Origin of the sequence: Bacillus sp. FSL W7-1582, from assembly GCF_038593325.1 — a bacterium.
In the GTDB taxonomy this organism is placed as follows: domain Bacteria; phylum Bacillota; class Bacilli; order Bacillales; family Bacillaceae; genus Bacillus; species Bacillus altitudinis.
Genome location: NZ_CP151987.1, coordinates 1896483 through 1921696, shown reverse-complemented (window position 1 = coordinate 1921696; position 25214 = coordinate 1896483). Strand labels below are relative to the sequence as shown.

The following is a 25214-nucleotide window of genomic DNA, read 5'->3' as shown; positions in this document are numbered from 1 at the left end:
AAACATGGTATGCTTATTATGTGAAATAATTCACATAGAGGAGTAGAGGCAGATGAAAAGAAAGCCTGTTTATGTGGAAACAACCATTCAAGCACCTATTGAAAAAGTATGGGAGTATACGCAAAATCCAAAGCTTCATGAACAATGGGATTTGCGATTTTCGACCATTTCATTAAATGGACCTAGTGATGAACAGCCCCAATCCTTTTTGTATGAGAAACACCTTGGATTCGGCATTAGTGTAACTGGGACAGGAGCGTATCGAACGAGCGTGAAGGATGAGCGTCATGAAAGAGCATCCTCACTTCAATTTAAATCATCACACCCTTTGTCTTTCATCAAAGAAGGCGGAGGGTATTGGAAATACATGAAAACGAATGATCACATTGTGTTTCAAACGCAATTTGATTATGAAACAAAGGAAGGAAAAGGGTGGAAATGGGCAGACCGGTTCTTTTTTCGGCCAATGATGGGGGTTATGACTGCCTTTAGCTTTGGCGCATTAAAGACGTGGCTTGAAAAGGGCACGCATCCCCGTTTGCTGCTTGAGAGAACACTTGCCCATTATGGCATTTGTTTGTTGTTTGCCATCGTCTGGTTATGTCAAGCGATCATTCCTTTTTCACCTTCTGCTTTTGATCATAGCACCGGATTTCGATTGTTTTATGCGCTATTAGGTGTATCATGGCTCATGCCTAAACTGCCAAAAAAATATATATTCATCCTTCAAAGCATCTTTCTGCTGCTGATGCTTGGTATAGGGATTTTATCGCCAGAAACGACTCTGCACGAGCCGCTGGTGCTGAGTGCATTTTTCATTTTATCCGTTGCAGGAATGATCAATTTAAAAGATTGTGTAGATGTGTTTTCGATCAAACGAAAAAGGGGAGGTAGACATGGTCGTTCATCATCATCAAGTAAAAGACTACGATAAGCTGCATCCAGCATTAAAAGAACGTTATAACCGCGCGTTTACGGCCGAAGGCATCATGGAGGAAATAGGAGGCGGGACAAAGCTCATCCGATTGTTATTCAAAATCGGTCCATTGTTTCGCTGTTTTTTTCCTGAAAGAGGGCGAAATATTCCCTTCCAAATTGTGAACAAGCCTTTTACGACAAGTAAGGGAGAAGAAGGGATGCACTGGTTTCGAACGTTCTATTTTCCTGACAAGGAAAGACATTTTGATGCAGATATGATCATTGATCAGAAGAGCCATCAAGTACTAGACTACTTTGGAAAACCTAGGCTTCTTGTGTCAGAGCTTCATTTTACAGCCACGGAAAAAGGATTCTTGCACATTCAATCAGGTAAGCAAAAGTTTTTGCTGTTTGGGCGGGAGTGGCCACTGCCTTCTTGGCTTTATGGTGAATCTGATGTAACAGAAGGGTACGATGAGCATGCAGGTGAGTATACGATTGATGTTCAAGTGAAAAATCGCCTTTTTGGCACTCTTTTTACGTATAAGGGCCGGTTTACGGAAAGGGTGTCATCTCATGAATAAATGGCATTTGATGTGTAGCATCATGTTGATGGCTTGCTTTCTCGTTACACGTTTGACGACAGCTCCCATACCAGAATTTTTTGTTTTGATTGCGATTTTATTTTTTCTTCCCGCTTTCTTACACTTTTTTTATCAGGAAGAGAAGAAACGGCAGCAGAAGGGGCTGATCGGCTTCATAATGAAAGCCTTTCCAGTAGCAGCTCTATGTGCAACAGGCGCATTCATCTATCATTCTCTCTGGCTTGCATTGGGATGGCTTTTCTTTACAATGATTCTGGCTTTATTTGGTTTCACCCGTTTGCTGAAAAGAGGAGCCCATCCGCTTCATGAGCTGATGATCGATGGCGCATGTATGTATATCGCTCTAGGTGGGCTTTGGTTCTGGCTGTACATAGCAGATATACAAGTGATGACATTTTCACCGATGATTGTTCTTTTGACCGCTATTCATTTTCATTATTCGGCTTTTTTTATCCCAATCTTTTATGGATTATTGGGGAGGCAGCGCAAAAAAGAGACGACGCTATACAAAGTGGGTGGCTGGGTTATTTTACTGTCGCCAGTGATGATTGCTGTGGGAATCAGCTATTCTCGCCTGTTTGATACGTTCAGCGTCGTTCTTTATGTGATCGCACTTTATTTGTATGGAATTTTATGTATGACAACTTCTTTTCGTTCAACTGTCGCAAAAGGGTTCGTTGTGTTTTCTAGCATCATGTTAATGGGAACCATTGTCCTATCATTCCTTTATTCTGCCGGAATGCTTTTACATGTTACCTACATCAGCATGGATCAAATGATTTGGTTTCATGGCAGTATCAATGCAAGTTTGGTTATTTTACCAGGCCTCATTGGATGGTTGATTGAAAGACCAGCTGATCGATTGAAACAGAAGGATTTTCCGGTATCGAGAGTTCACGGTCGTTTTCAGGTCATGTCTTTTCAACAAGACGACATGCAGCATGATGAGAAGATTGGTTTAGTCGATTCTCTTGACCAATTAAATGGAAAGGCATTTTCAGCAGAGAGTGTGTCACCTGTTATTCGCAGATTTTATGAGGACCCGATGTCATTTACGTTAAAAGCAGCCGTCTGTTTTCATTGGTGGGTAAGGCCGTTTGTCTTTTTGCTTCAACCTGTTTTTAGACAAATAGGACAGCTCTATTTAGGGTCATCACGATTGCCATATGAAATGCCGGGGAGTCTTTCAAGATTTCAACATCCTCTTGAAGATAGGGAGAATGTACGTGTGTGGGTCAGGCGCAATGAGAAAGGCGAGCAAGTCTTTTATGCACTCTATGCCCAGCACCATGATGAAGAGACAGTCTATATGAATATTGCTTTGCCGCTTCCTTTTTCACAGCTTACGGCAATTTTAAAACCTTTGAATGAAAAGGAAGATTTTCTATTAAAAAGTAAAAGTCCAAAAGGCAGTACGGGTGATGAAGGATTGTATTTGCATACGTCTTTCATCACCATGAAACTGCCAATGGAAGAAAGCTTTCATATGAAACCGGAGACGGAAAAAAGTCTCACAGCAATTCATCAAATGAAGCTATTCGGTATTCCTTTTTTAACGATTCAGTATCAAATCGACAGTGAAAGCCACTCATCTTAATCAATGATGTCGCATGGTTCACCGTGACGAATGATGTTCACAATCGCTTGCCCATCACTCGGATGATGATCTGCATACTGTACTGGCAGTAAAGCAAAAAATACATAGTAGACTGAGAAGTAAGCAAATTGATAGAAAAATTGATGTTCTGGCAGGAAATCGTTGGCGATCATTGTGTTCAATATAAGAACACTGAGCAGGTTGCATAATGATCCGCCTAAGTAGACAAGAATGTGTGAGAAACGGTTATTTCTCCTCATTTCTTCATAGTGGCAAAATGCATCAAGAAAATAGATTCTTCTAATTTCAACGACGCCTATTTTCAATACTTTTTTGCCTCGGCCAAGCGCAAACGAAACCTTTGCTCCAAACAGCCAGGCGACTACAATATGGCCCAGCTGATGCAAGATGGCAACGATAGGAAGAATGACGAAAAACGACCAGCAAAACGTCCACATATCTGATAATGTAAACAAGTGTTAACCCTCCCTGAAATATTCGAGAGGAAGCAGTAGGATTATTTGCCATTTTACCGAATTCATTTTCATGATGCAAACATTTAATAGACTACTATAAAATGATTATGTAAACTAAAAAGGATTTTCAATCAATAGTCTTTTTAACCCTTTCTTTTAGAAGAGTAGGGTGTGCTACAATTAAGAAATTAGTGGAAGACAAGTGGTCATCTAGCAGAAGAAAAATGTGACCTTTTTTATGAAAGATTGAAAGGGAGAGAGATTCTAATGGCAGATATTGAACAGTTTTTAGCGTTAGACATTCGTGTTGGGACGATAGTAGAAGCAGCATTTTTTGCAGAAGCAAGAGTACCTGCTTTTAAGCTGAAGATTGACTTTGGGGATGAGATTGGCATAAAACAATCTAGTGCACAGCTGACAAAACGTTATCAGGCTGAGAATCTCACTGGGAAACAAATTATTGCAGTGGTCAATTTCCCGCCAAGAAGAATTGCCGGGTTTAAATCAGAGGTGCTTGTCTTAGGAGGCATGCCGTCAAAAGAAGACGTTGTCCTGCTTGCCACCGATGAGCCGGTTGAAAATGGCACTAAAATAGGGTAAGAAAAAAGACATCTTCATCAGAAGATGTCTTTTGCGTATTGAGGCGGAATAACCACACGCCACATTCGTGTGTGTCTCAAAGAGACATGTTACCCGACTTACACAATTCAGCTCATCGCTTGATTAATATAGCATGGGATTGATATGAATGCAACCATTATTTGAGTTCTCTTTGTTTTTGGAAGATAAAAAGAAGGTTCATCTCCTCATATCATAGAAAAAATGACAAGAAATCAATTATTTGGATTATTTTTTCGAAAAATATTGAAAAGTCAGATCATATTTTATAAAATGAATTCATCTTAGTTTGTTTAATCGATAAACTAAGATGGCGATCATCTATTGTTTAAAGCACATGATTTGCTGCTATGTGGGCTAAGCTGAAAGAAAGAGCTGTTCAGCTTCATTTTTACAACAAATTGAAAGCGCTTTATTTTCGACCTATTGATTGCTGCTGCCCTGCACCATCTGTCCGTTAGAAGAGGCTAAGTGAAGAAGGGAGAAAACTCATGGTGAGTGAGAATTTAAAGAAGATTCGTATGTCTGAAAAAGTGGGGTATGCTTCAGGAGATTTCGCATGTAATTTAATTTATGCAACTGTCTCTACGTATCTATTATTTTTTTATACGGATGTGTATGGATTATCAGCAGCAGCAGCAGGGACGATGTTTTTGGTGGTTCGGGCCATCGATGCGCTTGCAGATCCGTTTATTGGGGCGATGGTTGACCGAACGAACAGCCGTTTTGGCCGGTTTAGACCTTATTTGTTATTTGGTGCGTTACCTTTTGCCGTTCTTGCCATTCTTTGTTTTACGACACCGGATTTTTCCGAAATGGGAAAACTCATTTATGCGTACATCACGTATGTTGGTTTATCGCTTACATACACGTTCATCAATGTTCCTTATGGTGCTTTAACTTCCGCAATGACAAGAAATAACCAAGAGGTCGTCAGTATTACGTCTGTTCGTATGCTTTTTGCAAATCTCGGTGGTTTAGTTGTTGCTTTTTTTGTTCCGTTTCTTGCGACGTTTTTGAGTGATACAACAGGAAATACAGCACTTGGCTGGCAGATCACGATGGCATTTCTCGGCGTACTTGGGGGCGGATTACTGATTTTCTGTTTTAAAAGTACGAATGAGCGCGTCACGCTTCAAAAGCCAGAGGAAAAGATCAAGTTCAGTGATCTCTTTGTCCAGTTACGAGTGAATCGTCCGCTTGTTGTGTTAAGCATTTTCTTTATCATTATCTTTGGTGTGAACTCGATCAGCAACTCAGTCGGGATCTATTATGTGACGTATAACCTCGGCAGAGAGGATTTAGTGAAGTGGTACGGCCTGATTGGCAGTCTGCCAGCTTTAATGGTGTTGCCGTTTATCCCTAAGCTACACAAGTTGTTAGGAAAGAAAAAGCTGCTGAATTATTCATTATTGCTGAATATTGTAGGCCTTCTTGCCTTACTTGTGATCCCGCCGAGTCAAATCACTTTAATACTTATTTTCAGGCTCGTTGCGGCTGCAGGGAGTATTACAGCAGGTGCTTACATGTGGGCACTCATTCCTGAAACCGTTGAATATGGCGAATATAAAACAGGGAAAAGAATGGGTGGACTGATCTACGCAGTGATTGGCTTCTTCTTTAAATTTGGGATGGCCTTAGGCGGCATCGTTCCAGGGCTTGTCCTTGACCGATTTGGTTATATTGCAAATCAAGTGCAAACACCAGAAGCTTTACTGGGCATTTTAATCACGACAACGGTGATTCCTGTATGTTTACTCATTTTAGCGATGGTTGATATTAATTTTTATAACCTAGATGAAGAAAAACATAAAAAAGTCATACGAGAGCTTGAGAATAGAGATAAGGTGTATATCGATCATATGGACGACTTTAAAATGTAGCTCTCTGAAAGAGGAGGAAATTCAATGAACATTACCAATCCAGTGCTCAAAGGGTTTAACCCTGACCCAAGTATTTGCCGTGCGGGAGAGGACTATTACATGGCGGTTTCTACATTTGAATGGTTCCCGGGGGTGCAAATTTATCACTCGAAGGATCTCGTCCACTGGCGGCTCGCCGCGCGTCCCTTGCAAAAAACTTCTCAACTCGATATGAAAGGAAATCCTGATTCCGGCGGGGTATGGGCGCCGTGTTTAAGTTATGCGGATGGTCAGTTTTGGCTCATCTATTCTGATATTAAAGTAGTAGATGGTCCGTTTAAGGATGGTCATAATTATTTGGTCACAGCTGACGCAGTAGATGGCGAGTGGAGCGATCCGGTTCGACTCAATAGTTCTGGGTTTGATCCTTCCTTGTTCCATGATCCAAGCGGAAAGAAATACGTGTTGAATATGCTGTGGGACCATCGAGAAAAACATCACTCCTTTGCAGGTATAGCCTTACAGGAATATAGTGTATCTGAAAAAAAACTGGTCGGTGAGCGGAAGGTCATTTTTAAAGGCACGCCAATCAAACTGACAGAAGCCCCGCATCTTTATTACATCAATGATGTCTATTATTTATTAACAGCTGAAGGGGGAACACGTTACGAACATGCAGCCACAATCGCCCGTTCCTCGCGTATTGATGGGCCGTACGAGGTTCATCCTGACAACCCAATTTTAACGGCTTTTCATGCGCCTAGCCATCCACTACAAAAATGCGGGCATGCTTCCATTGTACAAACGCATACAAATGAATGGTATTTGGCTCATCTGACTGGCCGCCCAATTCATTCAAGTAAGGAATCCATTTTTCAGCAAAGAGGCTGGTGCCCTTTAGGAAGAGAGACAGCCATACAAAAGCTTGAATGGAAAGATGGCTGGCCGTATGTGGTAGGCGGAAAAGAGGGGCTCCTAGAGGTTGAAGCGCCTGCGATGAGCGTAAAAGAGTTCTCTCCAACCTATCACATAGTCGATGAATTTAAAGATTCATCGTTAAATAGACATTTCCAAACATTAAGAATCCCATTTACGGATCAGATTGGTTCAGTGACGGAAAATCCTCATCATTTAAGGCTGTATGGGCAGGAATCTTTAACGTCTAAATTTACCCAAGCGTTTGTTGCGAGGCGCTGGCAAAGCTTTTATTTTGAAGCAGAGACAGCGGTTTCCTTCTTTCCGAAAAACTTTCAGCAAGCGGCAGGTCTTGTGAATTATTATAATACGGAAAATTGGACTGCACTTCAGGTGACTTATGACGAGGCGCTTGACCGTATCCTTGAATTATCTGTGTGTGAAAATCTGGCCTTTTCTCAGCCGCTAATTAAAAAAATCATCATTCCAGACGAGGTCACGTATGTGTATTTAAGAGTAACCGTTCAGAGAGAGACGTACACGTATTCTTATTCTTTTGATCAACAAGAGTGGGAAAAAATAGATATACCGCTTGAATCGACCCATTTATCAGATGATTTTATTCGAGGAGGGGGGTTCTTTACAGGTGCTTTTGTCGGAATGCAGTGCCAAGACACAAGCGGCGAGCGTCTGCCTGCCGATTTTAAGTATTTTCGATACGAAGAAACAACTGAATAAAAAAAAGACAACACTCTAAAGGCTGTCTCTCTTTAACATGTATTCCATTATGGTGAAGGCGTGACATCACGCAAAAAAGCTTCAGTGACAAGAGATGTCATCCCTAAGGCTGGTGCGTTTTGTCCTAATGACGAAGGGAGCAGCTCCACCCGTGAGCTGAATTGTGCATCCATTCTAGAGGATACTTCATCTTGAATGACACTTAGAACGGTCTGCTCAGATTCAATGACCTTGTTTCGTAAAATAACGGCTTGTGGGTTGAAGGTATGCAGAACGTTTGTGAGACCTACCCCAATGTAAAAGCCAAAGTTACGCAAGGCATTGAGTGTTTTCATATCATTTAACTTCGCCAGCCGCTCAATATCTTGATAGGTGAATGGCTGACCATCTGTTTGGAGCGATTGGAACAGTGCCTTCTCAGATGCATACAGTTCCCAGCAACCACGATTTCCGCAGCTACATGTCGGTCCATTAAAGTCGATCGTCATATGTCCCATTTCACCAGAAAAACCGTTTGTGCCTCTATATAAATGATGATTGATAATGATGCCTATTCCAATACCAGTGCCGATACTTGCATAGATCAGATGGTCATAATGTTTAGCAGCACCAAAGATTTTTTCACCGTACGCACCGGCATTTGCTTCATTCTCGATAAAAACCGGTACTTGGAATGTGTCTTGGAGACTTGTTTTCAGATCGACATTTTTCCATTTTGAATGAGGCGTAAACACAATTTGTTCATCTGCATCGACCAGACCTGGTATACAAATCCCAATACCAATTAGCCCGTATGGGGAAGAAGGGATATGTGAACGTAACTGCTGAATCAATTCAATTAAAATACGGACGGTCACATCAGGTGTGCTGGATGGGAGCTTGAGCTGCTCATCATGAATCATCGACCCTTCAAGGTCTGTTAAAATGCCGTTGACATAATCAACACCGACATCAATGCCGATAGAGTAACCTGCACGTTTATTAAACATGAGAAGCACGGGTCTTCTTCCGCCGCTAGATTCGCCTTGACCGATTTCATAAACAAGATGTTCTTTCATTAATGTACTCACCTGAGAAGAAACAGTCGATTTATTTAACCCAGTGCGTTCAGATAATTTTGCTCTGGAAATTGGTGCATGGTGCAGAATTTCGTTTAGCAATAGCTTTTGATTTATTTTTTTCACAAAGTTCTGATCCGCAATATCCATTGTATCCACTCCATTTGTTTCGTCTTTAGATTAAGTGAAGAAAAGCCGTTTTTTGTCGAGTTCATTCTCTATAAAACATGCTTTTCACTTTATTATAACGAAAATATTTCTAAAAAACTAAAAAATATGGAAAATTCAAAGAGATTAGTTGGTCAACTCGTTCGTTTGTTTGTTGAATCAACTTACTAAGTGAATATATAGGGGGAATCACTTATGGTCAAATCAAATATGACTTCGTTAAGTAGTTTACAAGGGATTGGCAACATTCAATATGAAGGAAAACATTCAAAGAACCCATTCGCATTTAAATATTATAATCCGAGCGAAAAGATTGGCGGAAAGACAATGAAAGATCACCTGCGATTCTCCGTCGCTTATTGGCATACACTGACTGCTGATGGAACAGACATGTTTGGAACTGGCACGATGAAAAGGGCCTGGGATTCTTATAGTGGAATGGATTTGGCGAAAGCTAGATTGGAAGTGGCTTTTCAGCTCTTTGATCTATTGGATGTTCCGTATTTTTCATTCCATGACCGTGATATTGCACCAGAGGGCGACACGCTTCAAGAGACCAATCAGCAGTTAGACATCATCATAGAAAGAATGAAAGATTACATGCAGCAAAGCGGGGTTCGGCTTCTATGGAACACGGCTAATATGTTTAAGCATCCAAGATTTGTTCACGGTGCAGCGACATCCTGTCATGCAGATGTATTTGCCTATGCAGCTGCACAAGTGAAAAAGGGCATCGAAACAGCAAAGGAACTCGGCGCAGAAAATTATGTTTTCTGGGGAGGACGAGAAGGTTACGACACACTGCTGAATACAGATATGAAAAGAGAGCTTGATCATTTGGCGACCTTTTTGCATATGGCGGTCGATTATGCAAAAGAAATTGGATTTACAGGTCAATTTTTAATTGAGCCAAAGCCGAAGGAACCGACAACTCATCAATATGATACGGATGCAGCGACATCGATCGCCTTTTTAAAACAATATGGATTGGATACACACTTTAAATTAAATATCGAGGCCAATCATGCGACATTAGCGGGTCATACGTTTGAGCATGAGCTGCGTGTAGCAAGAATTCATGGACTGCTCGGTTCCGTTGATGCCAACCAAGGAAACTCCCTTCTAGGATGGGACACAGATGAATTCCCAACGGATTTATATGCCACAACACTCGCCATGTATGAAATTTTGCAAAATGGCGGACTTGGAACAGGCGGTCTCAATTTTGATGCAAAAGTCAGAAGAGCCTCCTTTGAACTGGAAGATCTTCTGTATGCCCATATTGCGGGGATGGATGCATTCGCAAAAGGGCTGCGGGTGGCTCATAGACTCATAGAAGACCGTGTGTTTGAAGATGTGATCAAGCACAGGTACCGCAGTTTTTCTGAAGGAATTGGACTGGAGATTTCAGAAGGAAAGGCAAACTTTCATACATTAGAAGAATATGCACTGAAACATCCGCTCATCAGAAACGAATCTGGCAGAGAGGAACAGCTGAAAGCCAGATTAAATCAATATTTGTTAGAAGATTAATGGAGCGGGCGGATGTTTTGAAGGAGTGAACACATGAAGTATGTGATGGGAATTGATCTTGGAACGAGCGGAGTTAAAGCGATATTAGTAGATGAGAGCGGGAAGGTATGCTGCGAGACGACTAAATCTTACCGCCTCATTCAAAGCAAACCAGGTTATTGTGAGCAAAATCCTGAAGACTGGGTAGAGCAGACGATTGCCGCGATGACAGAACTTATGGAGAGAAAGCCTGTTCAGTCAAGGCAAGTAGAAGGCATCAGTTTTTCTGGACAAATGCACGGACTTGTTTTATTAGATGAATTCCTTCAAGTGCTCAGGCCTGCCATCTTGTGGAATGACACAAGAACAACACCGCAATGCGTGCGCATGACAGAAAAGCTAGGAGGCAGGCTGCAAGCGATCACAAAAAATCAGGCATTAGAAGGATTTACACTGCCAAAGTTGTTATGGGTAAAGGAACATGAACCAGAAATTGATCAACGAATCCATTTGTTTTTACTTCCAAAAGATTATGTCAGATATCGATTAACCGGTGCTATTCATATGGACTATTCTGATGCGGCTGGTACGTTACTGTTGGATATGGGAGAACAAGCATGGAGTGAGGAGATTTGTCAAACCTTTGATATTCCGATTCGTATTTGCCCGCCGCTCGTTTCATCGGAGGCGGAGGTTGGAACACTCTTGCCGCAGATCGCAAAGGAAACCGGGATGGCAGAAGAGGTGAAGGTTTTTGCGGGTGGAGCGGATAATGCTTGCGGTGCCATTGGTGCCGGCATTTTATCATCAGGTCACACACTATGCAGCATTGGCACATCAGGTGTCATTCTTTCCTATGAAGAAAATCATAACAGAGAGCTGAATGGAAACTTGCATTTGTTCCATCATGCAAAAAAAGACGCTTTTTATACAATGGGGGTCACTTTGTCAGCAGGTTATAGCCTCGATTGGATTAAATCTTTACTTGCTCCAAATGATTCGTTTAAAGACCTTTTAGCCGGAGCAAAAGATATAGCGCCTGGCGCAAATGGATTGCTATTTACGCCATATTTAGTTGGGGAAAGAACGCCTCATGCAGATTCAGTCATTCGTGGAAGCTTCATTGGATTAGACAGCCGGCATAAAAAAGCGCATATGGTTAGAGCTGTGCTTGAAGGAATCACTTTTTCATTAAATGAATCGATCGCTTTATTCAAGCAGGCGGGAAAAAGCATTGATTCCATCGTGTCTATTGGTGGAGGTGCGAGAAGTCATACATGGCTTCAAATGCAGGCAGACATTTTTCAAGCTGAGGTGATGCAGCTTGAAAATGAGCAAGGGCCCGCATTAGGTGCAGCGATGCTTGCAGCAGTTGGATGCGGCTGGTACGAGTCACTTGAGGCGTGCGCGGATCAGTTTATCCATCAAGCGGTCGTATTTACACCAAATCAACAGCATGTCGATGTATATGATCATCTCTTTCGTTTGTATCAAAGCATTTATACAAACACAAGAGACATTCATGCGGGTCTAGCACAGTATCGATAATCTAGTAGTGAGTAGGGGCATGAAAGGAGGTGATGAATTCATTTCATCATAGAGATGACAGAATTAAAAGGATGAAAAAGGAGAGGAATGGACGATGAATTTGAGAAAATTAAGACTGTTGTTTGTGATGTGTATTGGACTGACGCTTATACTGACGGCTGTACCAGCCCATGCGAGAACCATTACGAATAATGAAATGGGTAACCATAGCGGGTACGATTATGAATTATGGAAGGATTATGGAAACACCTCGATGACACTCAATAACGGCGGGGCATTTAGTGCAGGCTGGAACAATATCGGAAATGCTTTATTTAGAAAAGGGAAAAAGTTTGATTCCACTAGAACTCACCATCAGCTTGGCAACATCTCCATCAATTACAACGCAAGTTTTAACCCAGGCGGGAATTCCTATCTATGTGTCTATGGCTGGACACAATCTCCATTAGCAGAATACTACATTGTTGATTCATGGGGCACATATCGTCCAACAGGAGCGTATAAAGGATCATTTTATGCTGATGGAGGCACATATGACATTTATGAAACAACCCGTGTCAATCAGCCTTCCATTATCGGGATCGCAACCTTCAAGCAATATTGGAGTGTACGTCAAACGAAACGTACAAGCGGAACGGTCTCCGTCAGTGCGCATTTTAGAAAATGGGAAAGCTTAGGGATGCCAATGGGGAAAATGTATGAAACGGCATTTACTGTAGAAGGCTACCAAAGCAGCGGAAGTGCAAATGTGATGACCAATCAGCTGTTTATTGGCAACTAAAAAAGTCAAAGAAAAGAGCCGGGAGCAAAACTCCTGGCTTTTTCTATCATAATTTTTCAACTTCGACTCTGCCGGAAAAGAACGTCGCACCGCCGCCCATATCTGCCAAGCGATCAGGTGTGAGGCCATTCACCAAATGTTTTTTGCCTTTTTGGTCTGCCCATAATCCCTGGCTGACAACAACGCCAGATAACACATTTTGTCCGACTGACACGATCAGCTCGCATTCTCCTCGATCATTCAGCACACGAACCATGTCCCCATCTTCAATCTGTCTTTCTTTTGCATCTTGTTCATTCATATGAAGCTTCGGAAATTTCTCTAGCTTTTGATGCTTCTCATGAAGAGAGAAGGTGGAATTAAGAAAATTATGGTTTGGTCCCGGTATAAACGTTAGTGGATAATCACTTTCCTTGAATAAAGGTACATAGGTTGGAAGGGCTGGATATCCATCTTTTTTCATTTGTTCAGAGTAAAGCTCAATTTTCCCGCTTGGGGTAGGGAGCTTTAAATCTTTGAAAGGCCCTCGTTTTGCTTTGATCCACTTTTTCTCTTTTAACGCTTGATATGAGATGTTTTCATAGTGCGGATTTTCAGGATGATGAAGAGCTTGTTCCATTAGTTCCGCATCTGTGTCTTTAAAGGCTTCATCTTCAAAGCCCATCGCATGAGCCAAAAGACGAAACACTTCTGTGTTTGATTTGCTTTCTCCATAACGTTCAATAACAGGTTCTTGAATTTGAATGTAATGATGCCAGTAAGAAGTATAAAAATCCTCGTTTTCAAAGGCAGATGTCGCTGGCAGAACAATATCCGCATAAGTGGCTGTCTCTGTCATGAACAAGTCATGGACAACCGTAAATAAGTCTTGCCGCATTAAACCGTCTCTTACTTTATTTGCTTCAGGTGTCACAACAGCCGGGTTGCAAGAGTAGAGAAAAAGAGAATCAATAGAAGGTTCTGCGTTCGTTAGCACGCTGCCCAGCTGATTCATATTAAATGTTCTAGGTTCGCGTTCCTTTAATAATTCCGGTCGCTGAAGAGCGGTTTCATTATAACTAAGAAAAGAAGAGTTCGATTTCATCGCACCGCCGCCTTTGTGCAGCCATTGACCGGTGAGGGCAGGGAGACAGGAGATGGTTCGAATACTCATGCCGCCATTATCGTGATGCTGTAGCCCATTGCCAATACGAATGAGAGACGGCGTTGTCTCTGCGTACATTCTCGCAAGTGTGATGATGTCTTCTTTCGGGACACCCGTGATTTGTTCAACCGTTTCTGGATCATACTGCTTCACATGCTCGCGAAGTTCATTGTGACCGACCGTGTAAGTCTCTAAAAATGACGCATCTGTGCGGTCTTCTTTAAAAAGGACATGCATGATCCCAAGAGCTAGCGCACTGTCAGTGCCAGGGCGAAGCGGAATGAACCAATCTGCCATCCGGCCCGTTTGGTTTTTGTGCACATCAATGACGACAATTTTAGCCCCTTGCTTTCGAGCTTTTTGTGCCAACGTGATTTGATGCATATTGGTTGAAACCGCATTGATGCCCCAAAAGATAAATAGTTTCGTGTGAATGGTCTCTTCTGGGTCTGTCCCGATGCTTGCGCCCATTGTATATTTATAGCCTGTTGTTCCGGCTGACTGACAAATGGTTCGGTCTAGCTGACTTGAGCCAAGTCGATAGAAAAAGCGGCGGTCCATTCCTTCTGCATTAAGATTCCCCATATTCCCATAGAAGCTGTAAGGCAAAATGCTTTCTGGTCCTTTTTCTTCGATCAGCTTTGTCCATTTTTGACGAATGGTTTCAATCGCTTCTTCCCACGTAATTGGTGCAAACTGCCGGTCACCTTTTTGACCTACACGTTTTAATGGCGTTGTCAGACGTTTTTCATCATATAAACGAGCTGTGACATTCCGCACTTTATTGCAAATGTTTCCTTGAGTGACTGGATGATCTGGGTCTCCTTGAACTTTAACGATCTTTCCGTTCTCTTTATGGATTAAAAGACCGCACTGGTCAGGGCAATCTAACGAACAAACTGATTTGAATATTCCGTCTTTCATTGCTGTGTAATCGGTCATACGTTTAGCTTCCTTTCCGAATTCCGTGATCACTGTACATATGGACTTTATTTTAGCATGTTCAGACGAGGAAGGTAAGGAGAAGCATATGAAAAAAAGCCCCTAATGAAAGGGACTTTTAAAAACGGGTGACCTGCACAGGGAATTCTTTGACCCCAAACACAAACGTGCTTTGAATTGGTTTCAGCTGATCTGCCGCACAGGTGATTTCTCGAAACGTACGGAGTAAAATCTCAAGTGCTAGATGAGCCTCAAGCCGGGCGAGAGGGGCACCAAGACAAAAATGGATGCCGAAGCCAAAGCTCAAATGCGGATTTGATTTTCTGTCAAGACGAAACGTATCTGGATCGTCAAACTTCCGTTCATCACGATTCGCAGATGCCACCCAGCTGATGAGATAGTCTCCTTTTTCAATGTGAGAACCGGCAATCTGAACATCCTCTGCTGCAACTCGCCCAATCGCTTGAACAGGCGGATAATAGCGTAGCGTTTCCTCCGTCAATTGAGGAATGAGAGACAGGTCTTGCCGCACTGATTCGGCGATATGCGGCTGCTCTGTTAAAAGTCGTACGGCATTTGTAATTAAATTCGTCGTTGTTTCATTACCAGCAACGAGTAAGAGTATACAAAAGCCAAGTAGTTCATTTTCTGATAAACGCTCACCGTCAATTTCCGCTTGGATGAGAAGGGAGATTAAATCATCGGCTGGCGTTTCTTTTCGTTTTTGGATCAAATGAGCAAAGTACGCTGACAGCTCTTTTTCTGCTTGTTTTTGCATGTCGACAACGGCTTGAACAGCTTCTTTTGAATCATCTTTGGCTCCTGCAACTAGAGCATCTGAATGTTTTTTGATCAGCTCTCTGTCTTTCACTTCTGCCCCGAGAAGCTCGGCGATGATCATGACAGGTAGGGGAGCGGCAAGATCTTGGACAATATCGAAGGTCCGTTGATCCTTTACTTGATGTAATAGATCATGGGTCAAGTCTTTGATCTTTTCTTCTATTTGTTTGATCGCTTTTGGCGTGAAGGCTTTATTGACGAGTGCTCTCATTTTGGTATGTTTTGGTGGGTCCATTGTTAAAATACTCGTTTTAGATGTACTTCTTCCTCGCTGTGATGAAAACACTTTTGGCTGCTTCAGAACGGACTGAATATCAGCATATCGAAAGAGATCCCAGCACTTTCTCGTTTCATCGTATCGAATATCACCCTGCGATCGTAATTCATTGTAGATAGGGAATGGGAAAAGAAGGTCATCAGTAGATCGGATTTCTTTCATTGGGATGACATTGACGTAATTTTCTTTTACTTTCATTATGAACGCTCCTTTTTCACTTGATTTCCCTTTCACGGTATCACCACGAAAAACGCATTTCAACGGACATGTTTTCTAAAATATGTCAATAGTCTAATCGAAAGATTCAAACACATTCATCCTATAGGAAAATAGAAAGTCATCAAAAATGATAACGCTTTCTAAAAACTAGAATTGAAGTCACCGAAACCAAAAATAAAATGGTGAATTCAGTCGAACGAAAGGGTACTATGATTCAAATCTGTATAGTTCTTTTGATCTAAATTGATGATTTAAAAAAACACGGCTAACATACATACCGCAAGCTGTTCAGCGTGCATTCGGGACTTTTGAAAAGTGCTGGCTCTTTCTTGACACGATTTCTCATCATGTTACGATAACTAACGTGCGAAAAACACGAACAAAAAGCGAACAAGGGAGAGGATCAATATCATTGATCAAAAGAAAGTTGCTTTCATTGGAGCAGGTTCTATGGCGGAAGGAATGATTGCAGGTATTGTGCGATCAGGTCAGATGCCGCTCAGCCAAATTTACGCAACAAACAAGCAAAATAAGCAGCGATTAAACGAACTAACGAAACGCTACGGAATCCAAACAGCCACAATGGATTCATTTCCTTTTGAAGAGATGGATATGTTGATCCTGGCAATGAAGCCAAAGGATGCTGAAACAGCACTTGAATCATTAAAACCTCATATTCAGAAAGATCAGCTCATCCTGTCTGTGCTTGCAGGTGTGAAATCATCGTATATTGAAGACATGCTGCATGAAGGGCAGCCTGTTATGCGAGTAATGCCAAATACGTCAAGTACGATTGGGGCGTCGGCGACCGCTTTATCTGCTGGACGTGATGTGAAAAATGAACATGTAAGCATGAGTCGGGCTCTTTTATCTGAAATGGGAGAAGTGTATACCATTCAGGAAGAACAAATGGATATTTTCACAGGAATTGCCGGAAGCGGTCCAGCTTATTTTTATTTCTTAATGGAAAGAATCGAAGAAGCTGGAGAAGAAGCTGGCTTATCAAAAGAAATGTCCCGTCAAATCGGTACACAGACACTTCTCGGTGCAGCGAAGATGCTGCAAGAAACAGCTGAAAACCCTTCTGTCCTCAGAGAAAAAATTACGTCACCTAATGGAACAACGGCTGCAGGACTAGATGCATTAGATGATTTTGGCGGAGGAGAAGCCATCAAGCAGGCCGTCAAACATGCCGCCAATCGATCAAAAGAAATAAGTGAACAGCAAAAACAAAAAGTAACGATATAAATAGAGCCTCAATACAGGAGTGATAAGGTGTACGCAGATAAAGAGAGAAAACGAATTGTTGTGAAAATCGGAAGCAGCTCTCTTACTAGCTTTCAAGGTGAGATTAGTTTAAAAAAACTAGAAAACCTCGTCAATCAAATTGTAAAACTCAAAGATGAAGGACACGAAGTCATTTTGGTTTCATCTGGTGCGGTTGCAGCTGGTTACCGAAAATTAGGATTTATTGATAGACCGAAAACACTGCCAGAAAAACAGGCGTCTGCCTCAATAGGGCAAGGGCTTTTAATGGAGTCATATTCTACTTTATTTTTATCGCACGGCTATATTGCTTCACAGCTATTAATTACAAGAAGTGATTTTTCAGATGAAACGCGCTATCAAAATGTGCGAAATACAATGAATGTGTTATTAGATCGAGGGATCATCCCGATTATTAATGAAAATGATACAGTGACGATCAATCGGTTGAAGTTTGGAGATAATGATACATTGTCTGCAAAAGTAGCTGGACTGATTGATGCGGATTTCCTTGCTATTTTATCTGATATTGATGGCTTGTATGAAGATAACCCTCATACAAACCCGAATGCGAAGAGAATTCTAGAAGTCACAGAAATCACAGAAGACATCGAAGCAGCCGCTGGAGATGCGGGAAGCAGCGTTGGCACAGGCGGAATGAAATCAAAACTCGATGCCTTTAAAATTTCAATGGCCGCAGGCATCAATGGCTTTTTGGGAAAAGCCGATACGCCTCACATTTTAGACAAAGCCATCAACGGGACAGAGGACGGCACTTATTTTACAGCTGACGAAAATTTAGCGCCGCTGAATTATAAAAAACAGTGGATTGCTTTTCATTCTGGCCCAAAAGGCGAAATCGTTGTTCAAGAGAAAACACAGGAGCTTCTCATGCATCGTGAGAAAAGTCTGGATTCTGACGGCATAGTCGATGTAAAGGGTTCGTTTAAAAAAGGCGATGTAGTCCGTATTTTAGATCAAGATGAAAGAGAAATAGGGCTTGGCATTGTCAATTATGCGTCCGACGAACTCGCACTCAACGGTGACTTGCTACAGGATGAAGTGGTGCATGTCGTAGATCTTGAAGCGTTTGTTTGTCATTTAGATTTATCAATACCAGTTTGCTAATCATAAGGGAGGAATTTCATGACACTGACAGCTGAAGTTGTCACATCGGTCAAAGAAAAAGCGAAAAAAGCAAAGCACGTATCAAAAAAACTAGGCTTACTTCAAACAGAGGAAAAAAATGAGGCGCTGCTGAAAATAGCAGAAACGCTCGAACAGCAAAGTGATTTTATTTTACAGGAAAATCAAAAGGATTTAGAGGCAGGAAAAGAAAAGGGCTTCTCTGAAGCATTAATGGATCGATTAATGTTAAATGAAGAGAGAATTCATGAGTTTGCAGAAAGTTTGCGGCTTGTGACGAGATTAACAGATCCTGTTGGAGAAATATTGGATGAATGGACTCTTGAAAACGGCTTACATGTGAAAAGCCGAAGAGTACCGCTCGGCGTGATCGGGATGATCTATGAAGCGAGACCGAATGTCACTGTCGATGCAGCAGGGCTTGCCCTCAAGGCAGGCAACTCAGTGATTTTAAAAGGCGGTTCCTCCGCTATTTCTTCCAACAAAGCCATCGTCCGCGTCATTCATGAGGCATTGGATCAAACAAAGATCCCTCGTGATGCGGTACAGTTTATTGAACAAACAGACCGTTCATCGGTTCAAGCGATGTTTCATCTAAAAGAGTGGATTGATGTTTTAATCCCGAGAGGCGGGGCTTCTTTAATCAAAACCGTTGTAGAAGAATCGACCATTCCAGTTCTTGAAACAGGGACAGGGAACTGCCATATCTTTATTGATCAAACAGCGAATGTAGAAAAAGCCATTCAGATTGTCATCAATGCGAAAACAAATCGTCCGGCCGTTTGTAATGCGCTTGAGACTCTGATCGTTCATCGCGATTGGCTGAAAGAAAATAGTGCAGCATTGAATGAAGCACTGCTTCAGCACCAAGTCACTGTGCACGGGGATCAAGACGCTCAATCCTTCTTTTCCGAAGCGGTTCCTGCGGAGGAAGTGGATTGGACAGATGAGTATTTAAGTCTTGATCTTGCGGTGAAAGTCGTTGACTCAATTGAGGGCGCCATTCACCACATTGATCAGTACGGAACGAAACATTCAGAAGCCATCGTAACAGAGGATGAAAAAAACGCACAAATCTTTCTAAACGAAGTCGATGCGGCCGCTGTTTATCATAACGCATCTACACGTTTTACAGATGGCGGTGCACTAGGATATGGCGCTGAAATTGGCATTTCTACTCAAAAACTGCACGCAAGAGGGCCAATGGGACTTCCTGCACTGACAACAACAAAGCTGCTTCTATCTGGTGATGGTCAGATTAGAAGCTAGAATGAATGTAACGAACACTACCTTTCTTCTTGGGGTAGTGTTTTTTAGTGTATGAGAAAAGAAGAGAGAAAAAAGGGGAACGACATGGAAACGATGCTGAAGCACTGACAACTCTTGAAAAAGAAGACAAAGGGCTAAAATGAAGTCCATTTTAGCCCTTTGTCAACAATCTAGTTTTTTTATGAACTTGAACGGTCTTTTTTCATGACTTTCTCAAATTTGAAAAATTCAAATGTCTCAGGTGCTAAAGGGTCATTTTCTTGATTCTTCTCATGAGGGAAGCTCGGATCTGGATGGTGTAAGTGATAAAACTCAACAATCTGAAACCCGCATTTGTTCACATAAAAATGAATGTTGCGCTTTTCAAAATAAGGAGTGACAACTTCCCACACCTTCGTTTCTGGATATTGCGCCTCAATGGCTTTCCATGCTGCCTGACCAATGCCGCGGCTGTGAGATGATGAAGAAATGTATAATAGGTCCACCGAATTGCGGTGTGTATGCGGGTTGATTTTTAAGACAACCCCTCCTGCCTTTTGACCATTTAGTAAAATATGATAGACAAGGTTCTCTGTCGAATAAAAAGATTCATCAATCGACTCATCAGGAGGAATTGGTCCACCTTCTGCATCGCCAAATGCATCAATGATGCCAGCTGTGAAAGCATCTTGCAGTTCCTTTTTCATCAAAGGGAAGTCTTCTTGATTTGCAAGTGATAATGTGACTTGATCTTGTGCGATTTTGTTCATGTGTAAATCCTTTCTCCACATACGTGGTGTTTATGCATGTTATCATAAAGGATGGAGTAACTCCATAGTCAAGAAAGGGGCCCTAAAAATGATGAGCGATGGTCAAAAAACATTTTTAACTGGAGAATTTGCGTCATTATTTGAAGTGAAAAAAGATACACTGCTCTATTATGATAAAATCGATTTGTTTAAGCCGGCAGGTGTTCAGGAAAATGGGTACCGTTATTATACATTTGAACAGTTTGATCATTTCATGGCCATTCAATCCCTTCGTGCTGTTCAATTTCCGATCAAACAATTAAAACAATACTTTACTGAGCCTTCTCAGGATAAATTGCAAAGCCTTGCGGTTGAGCAAGCAGAAAAGGTCGGGGAGGAGATCCAAAAACTACAGGATATTCAATCTTTTCTTTTTCGTGTGATCGAGACAACGAATGAATTATCATCAGTGAAAACAGGGGAAGTCTTGTTTCAAGAACTGCCAGAGGAACCGATCGTCCTCAGTACATCAAACCCAATTGATTCAAACACACCTGTAGAAGAAATTTCTCGAATTGTAGGAGAATTTCTGAAAGGAATTGGTATTAAAGGTGCCGCAGCAAATGGTTCTATTTTAAACAAGGAGCAGTTTTTGCAGCGTCATTATCATCAGTCTGATCGGCTATTTTGCCGAATGGAAGGACCGGATGCAGTCAAAAAGCCAGCGGGTCTATATGCAGTCATGTATCAACAAGGAACATATGGAGAAATGGAGACTGCCTATTCACGTTTATTAGATCACATCGAAGCAGAGGATATGATACTGGATGGGGATGTCTTTGAGGAGTATTTACTTCATTCTCTGATGTCTAAAAATGAAGCGGATTACATGACGAAACTTAGTGTGAAAGTCAGAAAACGGGAAGCTTAAGGCATCACAAAAAGGATAGACAGGCATTTTTACATGCTGTCTATCCTTTTTGGTGCTGTTTAACCGACTTGGTTTTCGGCAAATTGACTCATATAGAGGTCTGCATAAAAGCCTTTTTCTTTCAAAAGCTCACGATGAGTTCCTTTTTCAATGATCGTGCCATCTTTCATAACTAAAATGAGATCGGCATCTTTAATCGTTGAAAGTCGATGTGCAATAACGAAGCTTGTTCTGCCGTTCATTAATTCATTCATCGCTTTTTGAATATGCATCTCTGTCCGTGTATCGACACTGCTTGTTGCTTCATCTAAGATTAATATCTTCGGATCAGATAAGATGGCACGGGCGATGGTTAACAGTTGACGCTGACCTTGTGAGAGGTTGCCTGCATCTTCTGTTAAGAGTGTGTCATATCCATCTGGAAGGGTGCGGATGAAATCGTCTGCATAGGCATGTTTAGCGGCCTTCAACACATCCTCTTTTGAAACATTTGGTCTGCCATATGCGATGTTGTCATAAATTGTGCCTTCAAAGAGCCATGTATCCTGAAGAACCATCGCAAATAAGTCACGTACTTGCTCTCGGCTGAGGTCGGTTGTTTTTACGCCGCCAATGCGAATGGAGCCTTGATCTAGCTCGTAAAAGCGCATTAACAGATTAATAATCGTTGTTTTTCCAGCGCCTGTTGGCCCAACAATGGCAACCGTTTGTCCTTCTCGGACATGTAAATTCAAATCTTTAATAATGGGTTGATCTTTCTCATAACCGAAGTGAACGTGCTCAAAGGCCACATCTCCGGAAAGGGATTTAAGATCAATCGCTGCATCTTCTTCCGCATGTTCTTCTTCCTCATCTAAAATTTCAAACACCCGTTCAGCAGATGCGATAGCAGATTGAACTAAGTTTGCAACACTGGATGCTTGCACAAGCGGCTGCGACATTTGCTGTGTGTATTGGATAAATGCTTGCACATCCCCAACACGAATATTCCCGTTAATGACAAGAATTCCGCCAGCAACACTTACCGCCACATAGCCAAGATTCCCAATAAAGGTCATCATCGGCATCATTAAGCCGGAGATAAATTGTGCTTTTCTTGAAGATTCATATAGTTGTTCGTTTAATTGATCAAATGTATCAATGGCTTTCTTTTCATAGCCATACGCACGAACCGTCTGATGTCCTGTGAACATTTCATTAATATGTCCATTGATCATCCCTAGTTCTTTTTGCTGTGCTTTAAAATGCTTTTGCGAAAATGATGTAATGCCTCGAATCGCAAACAAACTAAGGGGCAGCGTCAAACAAACAAGCATTGTCAGCAGCGGACTGATGAAAAGCATCATGACGACAATACCAATGACTGTAATAACAGATGTGATCACTTGTGTGAGTGCCTGCTGTAAAGAAGTATTAATATTATCAATGTCGTTCATCACCCGGCTCAGCGTGTCTCCGTGTGTTGTTTTATCAAAATAACGAAGAGGGAGACGTGTGAGTTTGTCACTCGCTTCTTGTCTTAGTTCAGCAATGGTCTGCTGCGAGACACCCGCCATTACATATTGCTGAACGAATGAGAAGAGAGATGCCACGACATATAATAGAACAAGCAACAATAAAATGCGTGAAATGACATCGAATTGAACGCCAGTTCCTTGTGTAAAACTTTCAAATAGGGAAGAGGTGGCATCCCCAAGTAATTTTGGACTGACAACATTAAAAACGGTTGAACCGATCGCTGCAATCAGGACAATGATCAGCTGAAATTTTCTCGGTTTTAAATAGCCCGTTAAACGAAGAAGTGTTTTTTTAAATTCCTTCGGTTTTTGTACTGGACCCCTTGGGTGACCGCCTTTATGTCCCATTCCAGAAGACATTTTTTTACTCATCCTTGCTCCACCTCCTGACCTTCCTGTGATGCGACTATTTCTTGATAGACAAGGTTATCTTTCAGTAACTGTTCATGTGTACCGATACCTGCTATTTTTCCATCATCTAACACAATGATTTTATCGCTATGCTTCACTGTGCTGATTCTTTGGGCCACAATAATCAAAGCAGCATGCTCTTTTTCAGCTTCTAGCGCTGACCGAAGTTTTGCATCCGTTTTGTAATCAAGGGCAGAGAAGCTATCGTCAAACAGGTAGAATGAAGGTTTTCTTACGAGTGCTCTTGCGATCGAAAGACGTTGTTTTTGACCGCCAGAGAGATTCGAACCCCCTTGGTCTATCTCTGCGTGAATTCCGCCATCTTTTTGCAAAACAAATTCTTCGGCCTGTGCTGTCCGCAGTGCCTGCCAAATCTCGTCATCTGTAGCATCTCGTTTGCCAAAGCGCACATTATCAGCAATGGTTCCGCTAAATAAAATGGCTTTTTGAGAAACATAACCCATCTGACTTCTCAGTTTCTCTTGAGGCAATTCTCTAATATCGACACCATCTAATGTAATTTTTCCTTCTGTTGCTTCATAAAAACGTGTCATCAGCTGAAGAAGGGTCGTTTTCCCGGAACCTGTACTGCCAATGATCGCCGTCGTTTCACCCTTTTTGGCTTCAAACGTCATGTCTTGAACGGCTGGTTTTTCAGCATTTGAATAATAAAATGACACATTCTCAAAGCGAATGGACTGGGCTGGCTGATCAAGTTTAGTGACAGTCTCTTTTTTGTCTTTAATTTTTGGTTCTAGATTTAACACTTCATTCATCCGTTTAGCGGATGCCTGAGCTCTAGGCACCATAATAAAACTCATAGACAGCATAATGAGTGCCATTAAAATCATCATCGCATATTGAATGAAGGCGATTAGATTCCCGACTTCCATCTGTCCGGCATCAATCCGATTAGCGCCAATCCAGACAATGCCGATATTCGTGAAGTTCATGATAATGAGCATAAAAGGGAACAAGTACGCCATTAATCGATTGACCTTAAGACCAGTATCCTTATACGATGTATTGGCTTCTTGAAAACGTTCCTTTTCGTCATCTACTCGGTTAAACGCACGTATGACCCGAATGCCTGAAAGCGACTCTCTCATAATCAAGTTCAGCCGGTCCGTTTTTTTCTGAAGCTGGCCAAAGAGGGGGATTGCTTTTCTTGACACCAAATAAATGAACCCGCCAAGAAGGGGAAGAGCTGCTAAAAAGATGAGAGATAACACAGCATCTCTAGATACAGCCAAAATAATTCCACCAACGAGCATAAGAGGCGCCCGTGTCATCATTTGTAAGATCATGATTGTGACATCTTGAACTTGTTTCACATCATTTGTTGATCTTGTAATAAAGGAAGATGTCCCGATTTTTTGAAATTCTTCTAATGAGAATTGTTCGACATGCACAAACAGCTGTCTTCTCATATCACGCCCGAAGCCTAGAGCTGTCTTAGATGACAAGTAGGACTTCCAAATCGTGAGCAAGATGGCAAGTAAAGAACAACCCACCATCCAGCCCCCAACTTTCCATATATAAGCGACATCACCTTGGACGATCCCGACATCAACGATATCTGCCGTAAGCGTCGGTAAATACAGCTGGAGCATACTGCTTAAAAAGGTGAGAATCACAATGGACACAACGGATAGCCGATAGGGCTTTAAAAACGATAAAATTGATTTCATACGATTACCTTTCTTCCATATAGTCTGTTGTTCTGTA

The 25214-nt window shown here is 41.8% G+C and carries 20 protein-coding genes; 13 read left to right on the top strand and 7 right to left on the bottom strand.

The window, feature by feature from the left end:
* Nucleotides 1-52: 52 nt before the first annotated feature.
* Genes NSQ11_RS09705 through NSQ11_RS09695 form a run of 3 tightly spaced genes read left to right on the top strand, consistent with a single transcriptional unit; the run spans nucleotide 53 to nucleotide 3120 of the window.
* Nucleotides 53-934 (top strand): hypothetical protein, encoded by an 882-nt coding sequence (locus NSQ11_RS09705; RefSeq protein WP_148779942.1) that lies wholly within the window; start codon nucleotides 53-55, stop codon nucleotides 932-934.
* On the top strand, nucleotides 897-1502 hold the full coding sequence (locus NSQ11_RS09700; protein WP_342501096.1) for a DUF4166 domain-containing protein: 606 nt from the start codon (nucleotides 897-899) through the stop codon (nucleotides 1500-1502). The genes NSQ11_RS09705 and NSQ11_RS09700 overlap by 38 nt, the downstream gene beginning before the upstream one ends.
* The gene (locus NSQ11_RS09695) at nucleotides 1495-3120 is read left to right on the top strand and encodes a YndJ family protein (protein WP_342501095.1); all 1626 of its coding nucleotides are present in this window, start codon (nucleotides 1495-1497) and stop codon (nucleotides 3118-3120) included. The genes NSQ11_RS09700 and NSQ11_RS09695 overlap by 8 nt, the downstream gene beginning before the upstream one ends.
* On the opposite strand, the gene NSQ11_RS09690 is transcribed toward NSQ11_RS09695, so the two are convergent.
* Nucleotides 3117-3596, bottom strand: coding sequence for a hypothetical protein (locus NSQ11_RS09690; RefSeq protein WP_007500681.1), 480 nt, complete (start codon nucleotides 3594-3596; stop codon nucleotides 3117-3119). The genes NSQ11_RS09695 and NSQ11_RS09690 overlap by 4 nt on opposite strands.
* A gap of 267 nt (nucleotides 3597-3863) precedes the next feature.
* Here NSQ11_RS09690 and csaA point away from each other — a divergent pair, with 267 nt between their 5' ends.
* The 3 genes from csaA (at nucleotide 3864) to NSQ11_RS09675 (ending at nucleotide 7729) form a co-directional block, all read left to right on the top strand.
* On the top strand, nucleotides 3864-4196 hold the full coding sequence (gene csaA, locus NSQ11_RS09685) for a chaperone CsaA (protein ID WP_017359474.1): 333 nt from the start codon (nucleotides 3864-3866) through the stop codon (nucleotides 4194-4196).
* A 509-nt stretch (nucleotides 4197-4705) separates the two neighbouring features.
* Nucleotides 4706-6097, top strand: coding sequence for an MFS transporter (locus NSQ11_RS09680; protein WP_007500679.1), 1392 nt, complete (start codon nucleotides 4706-4708; stop codon nucleotides 6095-6097).
* A gap of 24 nt (nucleotides 6098-6121) precedes the next feature.
* Nucleotides 6122-7729, top strand: coding sequence for a glycoside hydrolase family 43 protein (locus NSQ11_RS09675; protein ID WP_144740094.1), 1608 nt, complete (start codon nucleotides 6122-6124; stop codon nucleotides 7727-7729).
* Nucleotides 7730-7776: 47 nt separating this feature from the next.
* Here the strand turns inward: NSQ11_RS09675 and NSQ11_RS09670 are convergent, their stop codons facing one another.
* Complete coding sequence (locus NSQ11_RS09670; RefSeq protein ID WP_017359472.1) at nucleotides 7777-8937, bottom strand: ROK family transcriptional regulator; 1161 nt, start codon at nucleotides 8935-8937, stop codon at nucleotides 7777-7779.
* Between the two features lie 213 nt (nucleotides 8938-9150).
* On the opposite strand from NSQ11_RS09670, the gene xylA reads away from it, so the two are divergent.
* From xylA to NSQ11_RS09655, 3 genes are all read left to right on the top strand, one after another.
* On the top strand, nucleotides 9151-10488 hold the full coding sequence (gene xylA / locus NSQ11_RS09665; protein WP_046526857.1) for a xylose isomerase: 1338 nt from the start codon (nucleotides 9151-9153) through the stop codon (nucleotides 10486-10488).
* A gap of 33 nt (nucleotides 10489-10521) precedes the next feature.
* Nucleotides 10522-12015, top strand: coding sequence for a xylulokinase (gene xylB, locus NSQ11_RS09660; RefSeq protein ID WP_342501094.1), 1494 nt, complete (start codon nucleotides 10522-10524; stop codon nucleotides 12013-12015).
* Nucleotides 12016-12109: 94 nt separating this feature from the next.
* Nucleotides 12110-12796, top strand: a complete 687-nt coding sequence (locus NSQ11_RS09655; protein ID WP_007500674.1) for a glycoside hydrolase family 11 protein — start codon at nucleotides 12110-12112, stop codon at nucleotides 12794-12796.
* A gap of 46 nt (nucleotides 12797-12842) precedes the next feature.
* Here NSQ11_RS09655 and NSQ11_RS09650 read toward each other — a convergent pair whose 3' ends face one another.
* Both NSQ11_RS09650 and NSQ11_RS09645 read right to left on the bottom strand, forming a co-directional pair.
* Complete coding sequence (locus tag NSQ11_RS09650) at nucleotides 12843-14882, bottom strand: molybdopterin oxidoreductase family protein (RefSeq protein ID WP_342501093.1); 2040 nt, start codon at nucleotides 14880-14882, stop codon at nucleotides 12843-12845.
* Nucleotides 14883-15000: 118 nt separating this feature from the next.
* Nucleotides 15001-16197, bottom strand: coding sequence for a cytochrome P450 (locus NSQ11_RS09645; RefSeq protein ID WP_041507098.1), 1197 nt, complete (start codon nucleotides 16195-16197; stop codon nucleotides 15001-15003).
* A gap of 423 nt (nucleotides 16198-16620) precedes the next feature.
* Between NSQ11_RS09645 and proC the strand changes: the two genes are divergently transcribed.
* From proC to NSQ11_RS09630, 3 genes are read left to right on the top strand one after another with little or no spacing between them, the layout of a single operon-like run.
* Nucleotides 16621-17466 carry a pyrroline-5-carboxylate reductase gene (gene proC / locus NSQ11_RS09640; protein ID WP_080563247.1) on the top strand — a complete coding sequence of 282 codons (846 nt, stop codon included), beginning with the start codon at nucleotides 16621-16623 and terminating at the stop codon, nucleotides 17464-17466.
* A 27-nt stretch (nucleotides 17467-17493) separates the two neighbouring features.
* Nucleotides 17494-18612 carry a glutamate 5-kinase gene (gene proB / locus NSQ11_RS09635; RefSeq protein ID WP_019743320.1) on the top strand — a complete coding sequence of 373 codons (1119 nt, stop codon included), beginning with the start codon at nucleotides 17494-17496 and terminating at the stop codon, nucleotides 18610-18612.
* A gap of 18 nt (nucleotides 18613-18630) precedes the next feature.
* The gene (locus tag NSQ11_RS09630) at nucleotides 18631-19899 is read left to right on the top strand and encodes a glutamate-5-semialdehyde dehydrogenase (RefSeq protein ID WP_272753665.1); all 1269 of its coding nucleotides are present in this window, start codon (nucleotides 18631-18633) and stop codon (nucleotides 19897-19899) included.
* Between the two features lie 179 nt (nucleotides 19900-20078).
* Here the strand turns inward: NSQ11_RS09630 and NSQ11_RS09625 are convergent, their stop codons facing one another.
* Nucleotides 20079-20648, bottom strand: a complete 570-nt coding sequence (locus tag NSQ11_RS09625; RefSeq protein ID WP_008346575.1) for a GNAT family N-acetyltransferase — start codon at nucleotides 20646-20648, stop codon at nucleotides 20079-20081.
* Between the two features lie 88 nt (nucleotides 20649-20736).
* On the opposite strand from NSQ11_RS09625, the gene NSQ11_RS09620 reads away from it, so the two are divergent.
* The gene (locus NSQ11_RS09620; RefSeq protein ID WP_342501092.1) at nucleotides 20737-21558 is read left to right on the top strand and encodes a MerR family transcriptional regulator; all 822 of its coding nucleotides are present in this window, start codon (nucleotides 20737-20739) and stop codon (nucleotides 21556-21558) included.
* Nucleotides 21559-21617: 59 nt separating this feature from the next.
* On the opposite strand, the gene NSQ11_RS09615 is transcribed toward NSQ11_RS09620, so the two are convergent.
* Together NSQ11_RS09615 and NSQ11_RS09610 are read right to left on the bottom strand one after the other, a co-directional pair.
* Nucleotides 21618-23447 carry an ABC transporter ATP-binding protein gene (locus tag NSQ11_RS09615; RefSeq protein ID WP_138825901.1) on the bottom strand — a complete coding sequence of 610 codons (1830 nt, stop codon included), beginning with the start codon at nucleotides 23445-23447 and terminating at the stop codon, nucleotides 21618-21620.
* Nucleotides 23444-25177, bottom strand: coding sequence for an ABC transporter ATP-binding protein (locus NSQ11_RS09610; protein ID WP_138825899.1), 1734 nt, complete (start codon nucleotides 25175-25177; stop codon nucleotides 23444-23446). Before NSQ11_RS09610 ends, NSQ11_RS09615 begins: the two co-directional genes overlap by 4 nt.
* Between the last annotated feature and the right edge of the window lie 37 nt (nucleotides 25178-25214).

What these genes read in the sequence shown, in the direction of transcription:
- NSQ11_RS09705 (WP_148779942.1), top strand. Translation starts at nt 53, where the DNA reads ATGAAAAGAAAGCCTGTTTATGTGGAAACAACCATTCAAGCACCTATT.
- NSQ11_RS09700 (WP_342501096.1), top strand. Translation starts at nt 897, where the DNA reads ATGGTCGTTCATCATCATCAAGTAAAAGACTACGATAAGCTGCATCCA.
- NSQ11_RS09695 (WP_342501095.1), top strand. Translation starts at nt 1,495, where the DNA reads ATGAATAAATGGCATTTGATGTGTAGCATCATGTTGATGGCTTGCTTT.
- csaA (WP_017359474.1), top strand. Translation starts at nt 3,864, where the DNA reads ATGGCAGATATTGAACAGTTTTTAGCGTTAGACATTCGTGTTGGGACG.
- NSQ11_RS09680 (WP_007500679.1), top strand. Translation starts at nt 4,706, where the DNA reads ATGGTGAGTGAGAATTTAAAGAAGATTCGTATGTCTGAAAAAGTGGGG.
- NSQ11_RS09675 (WP_144740094.1), top strand. Translation starts at nt 6,122, where the DNA reads ATGAACATTACCAATCCAGTGCTCAAAGGGTTTAACCCTGACCCAAGT.
- NSQ11_RS09670 (WP_017359472.1), bottom strand. Translation starts at nt 8,937, where the DNA reads ATGGATATTGCGGATCAGAACTTTGTGAAAAAAATAAATCAAAAGCTA.
- xylA (WP_046526857.1), top strand. Translation starts at nt 9,151, where the DNA reads ATGGTCAAATCAAATATGACTTCGTTAAGTAGTTTACAAGGGATTGGC.
- xylB (WP_342501094.1), top strand. Translation starts at nt 10,522, where the DNA reads ATGAAGTATGTGATGGGAATTGATCTTGGAACGAGCGGAGTTAAAGCG.
- NSQ11_RS09655 (WP_007500674.1), top strand. Translation starts at nt 12,110, where the DNA reads ATGAATTTGAGAAAATTAAGACTGTTGTTTGTGATGTGTATTGGACTG.
- NSQ11_RS09650 (WP_342501093.1), bottom strand. Translation starts at nt 14,882, where the DNA reads ATGACCGATTACACAGCAATGAAAGACGGAATATTCAAATCAGTTTGT.
- NSQ11_RS09645 (WP_041507098.1), bottom strand. Translation starts at nt 16,197, where the DNA reads ATGAAAGTAAAAGAAAATTACGTCAATGTCATCCCAATGAAAGAAATC.
- NSQ11_RS09630 (WP_272753665.1), top strand. Translation starts at nt 18,631, where the DNA reads ATGACACTGACAGCTGAAGTTGTCACATCGGTCAAAGAAAAAGCGAAA.
- NSQ11_RS09625 (WP_008346575.1), bottom strand. Translation starts at nt 20,648, where the DNA reads ATGAACAAAATCGCACAAGATCAAGTCACATTATCACTTGCAAATCAA.
- NSQ11_RS09620 (WP_342501092.1), top strand. Translation starts at nt 20,737, where the DNA reads ATGATGAGCGATGGTCAAAAAACATTTTTAACTGGAGAATTTGCGTCA.
- NSQ11_RS09615 (WP_138825901.1), bottom strand. Translation starts at nt 23,447, where the DNA reads ATGAGTAAAAAAATGTCTTCTGGAATGGGACATAAAGGCGGTCACCCA.
- NSQ11_RS09610 (WP_138825899.1), bottom strand. Translation starts at nt 25,177, where the DNA reads ATGAAATCAATTTTATCGTTTTTAAAGCCCTATCGGCTATCCGTTGTG.